This is a genomic window from Exiguobacterium profundum (genome assembly GCF_001909285.1).
Classification (GTDB): domain Bacteria; phylum Bacillota; class Bacilli; order Exiguobacteriales; family Exiguobacteriaceae; genus Exiguobacterium; species Exiguobacterium profundum.
The window spans coordinates 2818497-2832066 of the sequence record NZ_MRSV01000001.1; the positions used below are offsets into that span (position 1 = coordinate 2818497).

At 51.1% G+C, this 13570-nt stretch carries 13 protein-coding genes, 1 pseudogene and 1 riboswitch; of the genes and pseudogenes, 1 reads left to right on the forward strand and 13 read right to left on the reverse strand.

The window, feature by feature from the left end:
- Positions 1–9: 9 nt before the first annotated feature.
- Genes purH through purE form a run of 11 tightly spaced genes read right to left on the reverse strand, consistent with a single transcriptional unit; the run spans position 10 to position 11278 of the window.
- Entirely contained in the window at positions 10–1530 is a 1521-nt protein-coding gene (purH, locus tag BBB58_RS14495) for a bifunctional phosphoribosylaminoimidazolecarboxamide formyltransferase/IMP cyclohydrolase (RefSeq protein WP_074037832.1), read from the reverse strand.
- A complete protein-coding gene (gene purN, locus BBB58_RS14500) occupies positions 1527–2105 on the reverse strand; it encodes a phosphoribosylglycinamide formyltransferase (protein WP_074037833.1) in 579 nt (192 codons plus the stop codon). The genes purH and purN overlap by 4 nt, the downstream gene beginning before the upstream one ends.
- On the reverse strand, positions 2102–3136 hold the full coding sequence (gene purM, locus BBB58_RS14505) for a phosphoribosylformylglycinamidine cyclo-ligase (RefSeq protein WP_074037834.1): 1035 nt from the start codon (positions 3134–3136) through the stop codon (positions 2102–2104). The genes purN and purM overlap by 4 nt, the downstream gene beginning before the upstream one ends.
- Positions 3137–3148: 12 nt before the next feature.
- Positions 3149–4558, reverse strand: a complete 1410-nt coding sequence (purF, locus tag BBB58_RS14510; protein WP_074037835.1) for an amidophosphoribosyltransferase — start codon at positions 4556–4558, stop codon at positions 3149–3151.
- Entirely contained in the window at positions 4534–6753 is a 2220-nt protein-coding gene (gene purL / locus BBB58_RS14515) for a phosphoribosylformylglycinamidine synthase subunit PurL (RefSeq protein WP_074037836.1), read from the reverse strand. The genes purF and purL overlap by 25 nt, the downstream gene beginning before the upstream one ends.
- The gene (purQ, locus tag BBB58_RS14520) at positions 6737–7417 is read right to left on the reverse strand and encodes a phosphoribosylformylglycinamidine synthase subunit PurQ (protein ID WP_015880709.1); all 681 of its coding nucleotides are present in this window, start codon (positions 7415–7417) and stop codon (positions 6737–6739) included. Before purQ ends, purL begins: the two co-directional genes overlap by 17 nt.
- Positions 7414–7635, reverse strand: a complete 222-nt coding sequence (purS, locus tag BBB58_RS14525; protein WP_439097891.1) for a phosphoribosylformylglycinamidine synthase subunit PurS — start codon at positions 7633–7635, stop codon at positions 7414–7416. Before purS ends, purQ begins: the two co-directional genes overlap by 4 nt.
- Before the next feature lie 8 nt (positions 7636–7643).
- Complete coding sequence (gene purC / locus BBB58_RS14530; RefSeq protein WP_074037838.1) at positions 7644–8357, reverse strand: phosphoribosylaminoimidazolesuccinocarboxamide synthase; 714 nt, start codon at positions 8355–8357, stop codon at positions 7644–7646.
- A gap of 49 nt (positions 8358–8406) precedes the next feature.
- The gene (gene purB / locus BBB58_RS14535) at positions 8407–9699 is read right to left on the reverse strand and encodes an adenylosuccinate lyase (protein ID WP_074037839.1); all 1293 of its coding nucleotides are present in this window, start codon (positions 9697–9699) and stop codon (positions 8407–8409) included.
- Positions 9696–10790: a 5-(carboxyamino)imidazole ribonucleotide synthase gene (gene purK, locus BBB58_RS14540; protein WP_205728284.1), complete on the reverse strand. Its 1095-nt coding sequence runs from the start codon at positions 10788–10790 to the stop codon at positions 9696–9698. The genes purB and purK overlap by 4 nt, the downstream gene beginning before the upstream one ends.
- Positions 10790–11278 carry a 5-(carboxyamino)imidazole ribonucleotide mutase gene (gene purE / locus BBB58_RS14545; protein ID WP_074032924.1) on the reverse strand — a complete coding sequence of 163 codons (489 nt, stop codon included), beginning with the start codon at positions 11276–11278 and terminating at the stop codon, positions 10790–10792. The genes purK and purE overlap by 1 nt, the downstream gene beginning before the upstream one ends.
- Before the next feature lie 68 nt (positions 11279–11346).
- Positions 11347–11448, reverse strand: a riboswitch (purine riboswitch).
- A gap of 146 nt (positions 11449–11594) precedes the next feature.
- Between purE and BBB58_RS14550 the strand changes: the two are divergent.
- Positions 11595–11786: pseudogene (locus BBB58_RS14550) on the forward strand (NUDIX domain-containing protein); the annotation flags it as partial.
- Positions 11787–11908: 122 nt separating this feature from the next.
- On the opposite strand, the gene BBB58_RS14555 reads toward BBB58_RS14550, so the two are convergent.
- Together BBB58_RS14555 and BBB58_RS14560 are read right to left on the reverse strand one after the other, a co-directional pair.
- Positions 11909–12982 carry an RNA-guided endonuclease TnpB family protein gene (locus BBB58_RS14555; protein WP_074037841.1) on the reverse strand — a complete coding sequence of 358 codons (1074 nt, stop codon included), beginning with the start codon at positions 12980–12982 and terminating at the stop codon, positions 11909–11911.
- 255 nt (positions 12983–13237) lie between these two features.
- On the reverse strand, positions 13238–13429 hold the full coding sequence (locus BBB58_RS14560) for an NETI motif-containing protein (RefSeq protein ID WP_015880702.1): 192 nt from the start codon (positions 13427–13429) through the stop codon (positions 13238–13240).
- Between the last annotated feature and the right edge of the window lie 141 nt (positions 13430–13570).

Here is a 13570-nt window from a genome sequence, read left to right on the forward strand (position 1 = left end):
AAACCCCTCTCAGTGTTTGAAATGTCTGACTGATGTGAATACCATCGTGATACCATGGCGATTTGCCGCTTCAATCGATTCGGCATCGCGAATCGACCCACCCGGTTGGATGATGGCCGTGATTCCCGCTGCCGCTGCCGCTTCGACCGTATCTGCCATCGGGAAGAAGGCATCACTTCCGAGAGCCGCGCCTGTCGCGCGTTCTCCAGCTTGTTCGAAAGCGATTTTTGCTGCACCGACGCGGTTCATCTGTCCGGCACCGATTCCAATCGTCGTTTCGTCTTTTGCGACGACGATGGCGTTCGATTTGACATGCTTGACGACACGCCATGCAAGCTTCAAATCTTCCCATTCTGATGCTGTCGGACGACGATCCGTCACGATTTGGCATGAGGCATCATCGAGTGTCATGTCATCCCCGTCTTGTACGAGCAATCCTCCCGCGACAGCCGTGAGGCGCATGCCTGTCATCTGTCCCATATCTAACGTCAACAAACGAAGATTCTTTTTCTCTTTCAATCGGTCAAGTGCTGTCTCACTAAAGGATGGAGCAATGATGATCTCTAAAAAGATGTTGCGAAGGGCATCCGCCGTTTCGAGATCGACTTCACGGTTTAAGGCGACGATTCCACCAAAGATGGAGACCGGGTCGGCAGCATGGGCACGTTCGAACGCTTGAGAAATCGTCCGTCCGACTGCAACGCCGCATGGGTTCATGTGCTTGACGACGACTGCCGCCGGCTCAGTCAATTCACTGAGTGCTTCAAGTGCTGCATTCGTATCTTGAATATTGTTATACGAGAGCTCTTTCCCGTGAAGCTGTGTCGCATTCGCAAGTGTCATCCCGTCATATAACGGTGTCTTATAAAACGCCGCTTGTTGGTGTGGGTTCTCTCCATAACGAAGGTCTTGAACCTTTTCATACGTGACCGTCAACTGCTCTGGGAACGTTTCGCCGATTTGACGACCTAAGTAGTCGGCAATTAATGCGTCATAGGCAGCCGTATGTCGGAACGCTTTCGTCGCGAGACGTTGACGTGTTTCAAACGATGTACCACCTCCACGTACTTCATCAGCGACGAGTGTGTAATCACTCGGGTCCACGACGACGGTGACACTCGCATGGTTTTTCGCAGCTGAACGCAACATGCTCGGTCCACCGATATCAATGTTTTCAATCGCTTCTTCGTATGTCGTATTTTCTTTTGCAATCGTCTCTTTGAACGGATACAGATTGACGACCACATAATCGATTGGTTCGATGTGATGATCTTTCATTTGTGCGACATGCGTATCAAGGTCGCGACGTCCGAGCAATCCCCCGTGAACGAGTGGGTGCAACGTTTTGACACGGCCGTCTAACATTTCAGGGAACGATGTCACTTCTGAAATGTTTTTGACTGGTAATCCCGCCTGCTCAAGCGCCGCCTCGGTCCCACCTGTTGAGATGAGCTCGATGCCCGCCTCATGCAAGACGGTTGCGAGTTCGACAATTCCCGTTTTATCAGAAACACTTAATAATGCTCTCACTTGAAAACCTCCTGTTGATTCAACACTTGTTGTAATACGCGCGGATACAGTTGGTGCTCGATCGTCTGAATACGACGTGTCGCCTCGGTGCGGTCACACCCTTCAATCTCGACGGACGCCTGTGCGATGATCGGACCCGTGTCCATCCCCGCATCCACATAATGAACGGTTACACCACTCGTCGGTACGTTGGCGTCAAGCGCCTGTCCGATCGCGTCTTTACCTGGAAAAGCGGGTAAAAGCGATGGATGAATGTTTAGAATACGGTTCGGATATGCGGATAGTAACACATTTCCGATCAAGCGCATATACCCCGCCAACACGATATAGTCTACACGAAGCGTACGGAGAAGGACGAGAATTTCTTCCTCGAACTCTTCTTTTGACGCGTACGCCTTCGGTGTAAACGAAAAACTCGGAATCCCGTGACGCTCCGCTCGATCGAGAACAGCAGCTTCTGGTTTGTCCGTCACGAGCAACACACATTCAGCAGACAAATGACCATCGGTGATTGCTTGCCAAATCGCTTCGGCGTTACTTCCCGATCCTGACGCAAAGATAGCAAATCGTTTCATTGATCCACTCCTGAAATCCGGATGCCTGGACGACTCTCGACTTTCCCGATTCGGTGCGCGGTCTCCCCGACACGTTCAAGCGCCGCTTCGACGAGTTCCACGTCTTCAGGACGTACCGTGATCATATAACCAATCCCCATATTGAAGACGTTGAACATTTCTTGCTTCGAGATGTTCCCGACTTGTTCGAGCCAGTCGAATACAGGAAGACTCGGCCAACTCGAGGCATCGAACGTGATGCCGAGACCTTCTGGCAACATGCGAGGAACATTCTCATAGAAGCCACCACCTGTGATGTGTGCCATCCCTTGAACCTTCCCTGTCGAAATCGCCGCTTTCGCCGCTTCGGCATAAATCCGTGTCGGCAACAGCAAGGCGTTCCCGAGTGTCGTATCGAGCATCGCAATCTCATCCGTATAATGAAGACCTTGTGATTCAACAATATGACGTACAAGCGAGAATCCATTCGAGTGGACGCCTGAAGATGCAAGTCCGAGCACAACGTCTCCATCCTGAATCGTCGAACCGTCGAGCAAGTTTTCTTTCTCCACGACACCGACTGCAAATCCAGCAATATCATATTCGCCATCCGGATACATCCCCGGCATTTCAGCGGTTTCGCCACCGACGAGGGCGCAGCCGGCTTGGACACATCCTTCCGCAACACCGGCGACGATTCGCTCAAGTTTAGCCGGTTCTGCTTTTCCGGTCGCAATATAGTCGAGGAAATAGAGCGGTTCTGCCCCATGCACGAGACAATCGTTGACGCACATGGCGACGCAGTCGATTCCAATCGTGTCATGCTGGTCGAGCGCGAACGCCAATTTCAGTTTCGTCCCGACCCCGTCGGTCCCGCTCACGAGAATCGGGTGTTTCATGTTCATCGAACCGAGATCAATCATCGCTCCGAAACTACCGAGTCCTGTCATCACTTCCGGACGCATTGTCCGAGCAACATGACGTTTCATACGGGATACGGCCTCGTACCCTGCTTCTAAATTCACACCCGCTTGTTCATAACGAACGCTCATTGCATTTCCCCCTTAAGCCTTTGTCTCTGTCACGAGTTCTGCAAGTTCAGTCGGATAAAGTCCCGTGAAGCATGCAGCACACTGCCCGCGTAGTGCTCCTTCAAATGGACGATCGATGGCTTCGACCGTTCCATCCAATGTGAGGAACGCTAGTGAATCGGCACCAATCTCTTCTCTGATTTCTTCAATGGATTTGGTTGCCGCAATTAACTCTTCCTTGGTGGATGTATCGATTCCGTAGTAACACGGATGTTTGATTGGTGGTGACGTGATGCGCACATGCACTTCTGTCGCGCCTGCCTCTCGAAGTAACGTGACGATTCGGCGACTCGTCGTTCCACGGACGATGGAATCATCGACCATGATGACGCGTTTCCCGTTTACGACACCGCGTAACGCTGACAACTTCATCTTCACGCCGCGCTCCCGTAATTCCTGGGACGGTTGAATGAACGTCCGTCCGACGTAACGGTTTTTAATGAGTCCCATTTCGTAAGGAATTCCGCTCGCCTCAGCATAGCCGATTGCCGCAGAAATACTTGAATCCGGCACACCTGTCACGACATCCGCTTCGACCGGTGCTTCTTCAAACATCTTTTTCCCCATGGCCTTACGTGCCGTATGCACGTTGATGCCATCGATGATGGAGTCCGGTCTTGAGAAGTAGATGTATTCCATTGAACACATGGCACGGACTGCCGCTTCACTGAATCGCTCCGACGTGATCCCTTCATTCGTGACCATGAGCAATTCTCCTGGTTCAACATCTCGTACGTACGTCGCCCCCACGACGTCAAACGCACACGTTTCCGAAGCGAACACGTAAGCCCCGTCTTCGGTTTGTCCAAGTGACAATGGACGTAACCCATGCACGTCGACACCGACGTACAGTGCATCTTCCGTCAAGAATAGGAAAGCGAATGCTCCTACGAGACGAGCCAAGCTGTCGGCGATTCGTTCTTTCAACGAATTGCCGCGACTTCGCTTGATGAGGTGAGCCACGACTTCCGTGTCGGACGTCGTCTGGAAGATCGCGCCTTCCGCTTCGAGCATATGTTTCAATTCGTTCGCATTCACGAGGTTTCCGTTATGCGCCATCGCCAAATCCCCAGTCAACGACTTGAAATGGAGCGGTTGAACGTTCTCTAACGTATTGCCGCCTGCCGTTGAGTAGCGGACATGCCCAATCGCATGATTCCCCGTGAGTGTGTCGAGTGACGTCTCATCGAACACCTCGGTAACGAGACCGAGTCCTCGTTTCGCATGGAGACGTTCTCCGTCTGCCGTGACGATCCCCGTTCCTTCTTGGCCACGGTGTTGCAAGCTGTGCAGTCCGTAATAGGCAAGGTGTGAGGCTTCGATGTGACCGAACACACCGAAGACGCCGCACTCCTCGTTCATGCCTCGGATGTCATATAACATGGAATAGCTCCTTCCCATACACGTTCCAACTCTTTCACGTCCATTTCAATCAAGCGGTCGCTTGCGCGAACGACAAGGGTCGGGGCTTCTGTCACTGTCCCGATTGCTGTCCCGTTCGTCATGCGCGCGAATGACTCGGCATGTGCCTTGTCTACTGTCACGAGGAAACGTGACTGGGATTCACTAAATAGTGCCGTCACAAGGTCTGTGTCGATCGTCACGTCCATGCCGAACCCTGTTCCAAAGACCAGTTCCGGTAACGCTGCCGCAAGACCACCTTCTGACACGTCGTGTGCCGCCGTGACCAGACCTTCACGGATCGCGTGAAGCAATACCTTCTGTGTCTGACGTTCTTCTTCAAGGTCGAGTGTCGGTGCATGACCGCTCACTTTTCCGTCTTGCAACATTTGAAGGGCACTTCCGCCAAATTCTGCTTTTGTCTCACCGAGTAAGAAGACGACGTCTCCCGCTTGTTTCGCAAACGATGTCGTAATATGTTCTGGTTTTTCGATGAGTCCGACCATTCCAACGACCGGTGTCGGGTAGATGGCTTGTCCGTTCGATTCGTTATACAGCGATACGTTCCCACCGATGACCGGCGTATCAAGCGTACGACACGCTTCTGCCATTCCTTCGACGGCTTGATCGAGCTGCCAGAACCCTTCCGGTTTATCCGGGCTCCCGAAATTGAGGCAGTCCGTCAAAGCGAGTGGTTCTGCACCACTTGCGACGATGTTTCGCGCCGCCTCCGCGACAGCGATGGCTCCACCGACACGTGGATCGAGATAGACATATTTTGCGTTGCAGTCCGTCGTCATCGCGAGCGACTTCTCCGTCTCACGAATGCGAATGACTGCGGCATCACTACCCGGTGCGACGACTGTCGACGTTTGTACCATATGGTCATATTGCTCATACACCCAACGTTTCGAGGCGATGCTCGGCATCGCAAGGACGTCTTTCCATGTCGCCATCACATCTTCGACAACTGGTGTGACCGGCTCCATCGCTTGGAATGCTTCGTAATATGCCGGGACTTTAGACGGTTTATGATAGACAGGAGCGTCTTCGGCGAGTGCATCGACCGGGACTTCCGCCGCGACTTCACCTTGGTGAACGAGACGAAGTACTTTTTCTTCAATGACTTCTCCGACTTTGACTGCATGAAGTCCCCACTTCGTGACGATTGCTTCGATTTCGTCTTCATGTCCAGCTTTGACGACGAGGAGCATCCGCTCTTGCGATTCCGATAGCATCATCTCGTAAGGTGTCATGCCTGTCTCACGTTGTGGGACGAGGTCTAGATTCATCTCGATTCCCATCCCTGCTTTCGATGCCATCTCTGCTGACGATGACGTCAATCCGGCTGCGCCCATGTCTTGAATCCCGACGAGCGCCGGGTGCTTGATGACTTCGAGACACGCTTCGATCAAGAGCTTCTCCATGAACGGGTCTCCGACTTGGACGGCTGGACGTTTCTCGTCCGCGTCTTCCCCGAGTTCTTCAGAAGCGAACGTGGCACCATGGATTCCGTCACGTCCTGTCGTTGCTCCGACGTACATGACAGAGTTCCCTACACCTTCCGCGATTCCTTTTTGAATGTCTTCATGACGGATGAAGCCGACGCACATTGCGTTGACGAGTGGGTTTCCTGAGTAAGCCGGGTCAAAGGCGACTTCCCCACCGACAGTCGGGATGCCGACACAGTTCCCGTATCCAGCGATGCCGGATACGACATGACCGAATAAATGTTTCACACGTGATTCGTTCAAATCTCCGAAACGGAGTGAGTTCAATAAAGCAATCGGACGGGCGCCCATCGAGAAGATGTCACGGATGATTCCGCCAACCCCAGTCGCCGCTCCTTGATAAGGCTCGATCGCGGATGGATGGTTATGACTCTCGATTTTAAAGGCGACGGCTTGGCCGTCTCCGATGTCGACGATTCCAGCCCCTTCTCCCGGTCCTTGTAAGACGTGCTTGCCGGTTGTCGGAAACTTCCGGAGCACCGGTTTCGAGTTTTTGTACGAACAGTGTTCAGACCACATGACCGAGAAGAGACCAATCTCTGTATAATTCGGTTCCCGGCCAAGCAGTGAGACGACGAGCGCGTATTCGTCGTCCGATAATCCCATCGTGGCATAGATCCGTTCATCACGGATTTGTGTAGCTGTCGGTTCAGTTGTAAGTAACATGTCGTGCCCCCCATTTTACGATTGACGTGAATAACCGTTTACCGTCTTCCCCACCGAGCAACGCTTCGACCGCACGCTCCGGGTGTGGCATCATGCCGAGTACGTTCCCTGCCTCGTTCGTGATGCCGGCGATGTTTTCGACCGATCCGTTCGGGTTCTCTTTATAGGTGAACGCAATCTGGCCATTTGCCTTCAATGCCGCAAGTGTCGCATCATCACAGTAGTAGTTGCCCTCACCGTGTGCGATAGGTACACGAATCGTTTCCTGTGCCGCGTACTCACTTGTGAACATCGTCTCGTTGTTTTCGACGACGAGGTCGACGGTCTTACACATGAATTTCAAATCGCGGTTTCGCATCAATACGCCTGGAAGGAGTCCCGCTTCGACGAGCACTTGGAATCCGTTACATACCCCGAGTACCGGGCGTCCTTCTTCCGCGAAACGCTTCACTTCAGCCATGATTGGTGAAAACTGGGCGATTGACCCGCAGCGCAAGTAGTCTCCGTATGAGAAACCGCCTGGTAAGAGGACCCCATCGAATCCTTCAAGTGAAGTCTCTGTATGGAACACGTATTCCGCTTCTTCCCCGAGCACATCTTTTACCGCGTGGTACATGTCGAGGTCACAGTTTGATCCTGGAAAGACGATGACCGCAAACTTCATGCGAGTACCCCCATCTCGATTTCATAATTCTCAATGACCGTATTGACGAGTAACTTCTCACACATCTCTTTGACCATGTTTTCTGTCGTGTCGTCCGCTACTTGAAGCTCGATCACTTTCCCGATACGCACCGATTCAACTCCAGCGAATCCGAGATGTTCGAGCCCGCCTTTTACGGCAACTCCTTGTGGGTCGAGTACACTTTCACGTAATGTCACATACACGTTTACTTTTTTTTTTTTCCGTTTCCCCCTATGCGTGTTAACAATTGTCCATACGTCTCAGTCAAAGAACCTAAATCGCGACGGAATACATCTTTATCAAGCTTTTGTTTCGTTTCTTTGTCCCAAAGGCGGCACGTATCCGGTGAGATTTCATCCGCCAAGATGATCGTCCCATCCACTTTCCCGAACTCTAGTTTGAAATCGATCACGTCGATGCCGTGTTGACCAAAGAAATCGAGCAAGACATCGTTTACCCAAAGCCCGAGTTGTCGCAATGTTTCGACTTCTTTGTGTGTAGCAACTTGCAATAATCTGATATGATCCTCCGTGAGGAGTGGGTCCCCAAGCGCATCGTCCTTATAATAAAACTCGACAATCGGTGCGAGGAGCGGTTTTCCTTCTTCCCAACCGAGACGTTTCGCCAGACTACCGGCCGCGACGTTGCGGACGACCACCTCTAACGGAATGATGTCGACACGACGGACCAACTGTTCCCGGTCTGAGATTCGTTTGATAAAGTGCGTCGGAATCTTGTTGTCATGCATCAATTCGAACAACTGGGTCGTGATGGCATTGTTTAAAATCCCCTTCCCATCAATCGACTCTTTCTTCTCTCCATTGAATGCTGTCGCATCGTCTTTATAGTACACACGAAGCACACCCGCTTCTTCTGTCTCAAATAACGCCTTCGCCTTGCCCTCATAAATTGCTTTCATCTGAACCGTTCCCCCTTAAAAGTGAGAGGGGCTTGTCGCCCCTCAACGATTACAAACCACAGCGTTCAAAAATCGTATCGACACGGCGTACGTGATAACGCGGGTCGAACAACTCATCGAGCTCTTCACTCGTAAAGAGTGCGCCCATCTCTTTGTCCTCTTCAATCAATGTACGGAACATCGTCTCTTCTTCCCATGCCTGCATCGCTTTCGGTTGAACCGCGTCGTATGCTGCTTCACGTGACCAGCCCTTCTCGATGAGACCGAGTAAGATCCGTTGCGAGAAGATGATCCCGAACGTACGGTCCATATTGCGGCGCATGTTGTCCGGGAAGACCGTCAAGTTCTTCACGATGTTACCGAAACGGTTCAACATGTAGTTGAGGAGAATCGTCGCATCCGGAATGATGATTCGTTCTGCTGATGAGTGCGAGATGTCACGTTCATGCCAGAGTGGGACATTCTCGTATGCTGTCATCATATGACCGCGAATGACGCGTGCAAGACCCGTCATATTTTCAGAACCGATTGGGTTACGTTTATGCGGCATCGCAGAAGACCCTTTTTGTTCTTTCGCAAAGAACTCTTCCACTTCGCGTGTCTCTGTTTTTTGAAGTCCACGAATCTCGGTTGCCATCTTTTCAATCGATGTGGCAATCAATGCGAGTGTTGACATGTACTCGGCATGACGGTCACGTTGGAGTGTCTGTGTCGAAATCGGTGCAGCTTGGATACCGAGCTTGTCACAGACGTATGACTCGATGAACGGGTCGATATTCGCAAACGTCCCAACCGCTCCGCTCATCTTCCCGAATTCAATCGTTTCGCGAGCTGCCATGAAGCGTTTTTTGTTTCGTTTCATCTCTTCATACCAGAGGGCGAGCTTCAGACCGAACGTGGTCGGTTCCGCGTGAACGCCATGGGTACGTCCCATCATGATGTCATACTTATGTGCCTTCGCTTTTTCTGCGAGAATACCGATGAAGCGATCTAAATCGGCTTCTAAAAGATCATTCGCCTGTTTGATTAAGTACGAGAGTGCCGTGTCGACGACATCCGTCGACGTCAATCCGTAATGTACCCACTTTTTCTCTTCTCCGAGTGTCTCGGAAACGGCACGAGTGAACGCAATCACATCATGACGTGTCTCTTGTTCAATCTCTAGAATGCGATCAACATCGAACGATGCCTTGTCCCAAAGAACTTGTACATCTTCTTTCGGGATGATACCGAGTTCACTCCAAGCCTCACAGGCATAAAGTTCAACTTTTAACCAAGCCTCGAATTTGTTTTGATCAGTCCAAATGTTTGCCATCTCTGGGCGGGTGTAGCGTGAAATCATAAAACGGTCTCCTTCCAAATTGCCAGTTGTTCGATGGTATGAAGCGCTTCTTCGACCGTGTCACCAAGGACGTTCAAATGTCCCATTTTGCGACCTGTCTTCGCTTCATCTTTTCCATACAGATGTAGTTTAACATTCGATGGCAATGCTTTGACATGAAGTCGTGGCATATGCTCGCCGAGAAGGTTGACCATGACGACAGGCGATGTCAATCTCGTCCGTCCAAGGCGCATCCCGGTCACGGCTCGAATGTGTTGTTCAAATTGTGAGGTTTCACAAGCGTCAATCGTGTAGTGCCCGGAGTTGTGCGGACGCGGCGCAAGCTCATTCACATATAGACGGCCATCCGCCATGACGAACAGCTCGACAGCGAGCGTTCCCATTAAGCCGATATGGTCTGCAAGCTGGAGAGCGAGGTGTCTTGCATCCTCTTGAATCTCATTTGATACGCGAGCCGGTACAATCGATAAATGTAGGATGTTGTTGTGATGAATGTTTTCACTGATTGGGAATGTCGACGTTTCGTCATACCCTCTCGTCACAATGACTGAAATTTCTTTTTCAAATGGCAACCAAGCTTCGGCGACATATTCCTGCTCGACAAAATGTTCAACGAATGTCTGAAGGTCATGTTCCGACCGAATGACCGTCTGCCCTTTCCCGTCATAACCGAAGCGACACGTTTTGATGACAAATGGTAAGCCGAGCTTCTCATATGCCTGCCGTACATCTCGAACCGTACGTACCGAAACATACGGTGCGACACGTAGTCCTGCTGATTCAATCATCTGTTTCTCTAAGATGCGATGTTGCGTCGCCTTCAACACGTCCATACCTTGTGGGCATTTTTCTTCGATGGCTGCAATCATTTCCGTATCGATGTTCTCAAATTCATACGTCACAACGTCTGAACGAGCAGCGAGTTCTTTTGCGGCATCGACATCATCAAATGAGGCAACAATTGAATCTGCCACTTGAGCAGTCGGTGCATTGGGGTTCGGGTCAAGACAAAGTGTCGTGTATCCCATTGCACTCGCACTGAGTGACATCATCCGTCCAAGTTGTCCTCCACCTAAAATTCCGATTCTCATCAGACCAACTCCTCCGTTCCTCGCATCGCCATCTCTTGTTTCTTCTCACGAAATGCATCAAGTCGATTTGTAATGTCTGTGGAGTGGATGCTGAGGATTTGAGCAGCCAATAACCCTGCATTCGTTGCTCCCGCTTTTCCGATGGCAACAGTTGCTACTGGAACTCCTGCAGGCATCTGAACAATGGAGAGGAGCGAATCCATTCCATTGAGTGCTTTCGACTGAACCGGGACACCGATGACAGGAAGTGTCGTTTTCGCAGCGACCATTCCAGGAAGGTGGGCTGCCCCACCAGCACCCGCAATGATCACTTGGATGCCTCTGCCTCGTGCCTCTTCAGCATATTCGAACATAAGGTCTGGTGTACGGTGAGCTGATACGACTTGTTTTTCATATGGAATCTGTAATTCATCCAACACGTCACATGTATGTTTCATCGTCTCCCAATCAGATGAACTTCCCATGATTACTCCAACTGCTACGTTCATTCCCAATGTCCCCCTTACAAAAAGAAATCCCTAAACCGACAATCAGTTTAGGGTATAGGCATGACAAATACACGTCCGCTACACCCCATAGTCTGATCAGAATCGGTGATCAGGTAGAAACTTGCAAGCCATTTCCTTGCGATTATATGGAGCACTATTTATTTTTCTTATCTCACACGCCTATCGTACCTTGTTCTTTGAAAACATGTCAATAAACTGCGAACATTTTAATTGTCTGAATATTTATCGTTCGCTTTTTAGACGTTATCAGCATAATCATCTTCGGTAATGTATGCTATTGAAAAGGGGGAGTTAGATGAGTTACATCGCAAGTTTACGGGAAGTGATTGGGAATCGTCCGATTATCAGTGTGGGAGCAACCATTTTGGTCATCAATCAAAAGAAAGAGGTACTGATGCAATTCCGATCGGATACACTTGACTGGGGATTACCAGGAGGATCGATGGAACTCGGAGAAACATTGGAAGAAGTCGCTGCAAGAGAAGTGAACTACTCGCCACTTATTTGCTTCGCAAATTGAAGGGGGAGCTTCTTGGGAAGACCGTACTTTTATTAGCCACGATTGTTTACCAAGCTCGTCGGGTGGTTCCCACCCTGAAGGAATTCGTTTTAGTTTGCCAACATCAACAGGTTGATGCTCGCGTTCATGTCACGGTCATGATGCGCGCCACAGGCACATGTCCATTCACGGACATCCATCGTCTTCCTCTGACCTTTCTCGCCACAAGAAGAACAGATCTGCGTAGATGCGAACCATTGATCCGCCTTGATGAGCGTCCGTCCGTAGAAGTTTGACTTGTACTCGAGTTGACGGACGAACTCGTACCAACTGACGTCCCCGATGGACTTGGCGAGCTTATGGTTTTGCATCATGTCCTTCGACTTCAATGTCTCCACNNNNTCAACGATCCGTCTCGACAGTTTGTGAAGGAAGTCCTTGCGTTGGTTGGCGATCTTCTCATGTCTCTTGGCGAGGATCAGCCTGGCCTTCTCTCGGTTCCGGCTCCCGGCCATCTTGCGTGACAGCGCGCGTTGTGCCTTCTTGACCTTCGCTTCGGATTTCCGGAGGAGTCGGGGGTTGTCGATCTTCTCCGAGACCATCGCGTCGTTCGTCATGACGGCGAAGTGCTCCAGGCCGAGATCAATCCCGACCTTGCTCTTGACTGGGATCCACTTTTCCTCATCTTGATTGACGAGGATGGAGATGAAGAACTTGCCCGTCCTCGTCATCGAGACCGTCGCCGACTTAATGATTCCATCGAACGGACGATGTTGTGTGAACTTCACGAAGCCGATTTTAGGAAGTCTCACCTTGCCGTCCTCGATGCGGATCGTGCCGTGCTGGTTGTTCGTCGTGTAGGACGCGCGCGACCGCCGTCTCGATTTGAACACCGGGAAGCCGCCCGTCCCGGCGAAGAACTTCGCGAACGCGGCGTCGAGGTTCAGCTTCGCGTTCGCGAGCGCGAGGCTGTCCGCCTCGGCGAGAAACGGGAACAGGGGCTTGTAGGAGGCGGGTGTCGCCGGTTTCCGTCTCGTCCCGTTCCCCGCCTTCGCCTCCTCGCGGATGGCGATGCGGTCCTCGAGCAGCTTATTGTAGATGAACCGTGCGCAGCCGATCGTCTTGATGAGGAACTCTTCCTGTGCCGGCGTCGGGTGGAGCCTATATTTATAGCCTTTCAGCATGTTCGTCCCTCCTCCCCTACGAAGATCGTGATGTGTCCTCCTCATCCGATACCCGCGGAGGGAGAGGAAGAATCTGACGGAATCCCGAACCTTTGTTCGTCACATCTGTCACAGGAGGAGAAGACTATTGGATTGGGCGATTCATCCCCCACCTACGCGGGCTACGGCCCGAGGCGCTTAGAGGAGGGAGAATTCTCGCCTGATTTAGTTAAAGACATAAAAAAGCCGTCACACAGATAGTGTGACGACTTGGCATTAGGATTCTTTAGAGACGCATTCAAATAAAATCGATTGATGGGAATGGACAGGTTCATCTTTGGCTCCCGTTTGCTCAAAGACGGGCTTTTCAATACGGCGTATAGGACGATAACCCATTTCATTGATTCGATCTAAACATTCACTGACCGTTTCATTTGGTTCGACATATACTTTGATCTTCTTAGCCATTGCTTCTTACGTCCTCTCTTCCACTAAGCTGAATCGATGATATGAAAAAACGGCGGCCCTTGAGCGAATGCTCCAGAACCACCGTTTGCCTGGCAACGTCCTATCCTCACAGGGGGAGATCCCCCAACTACTTTCGGCGCT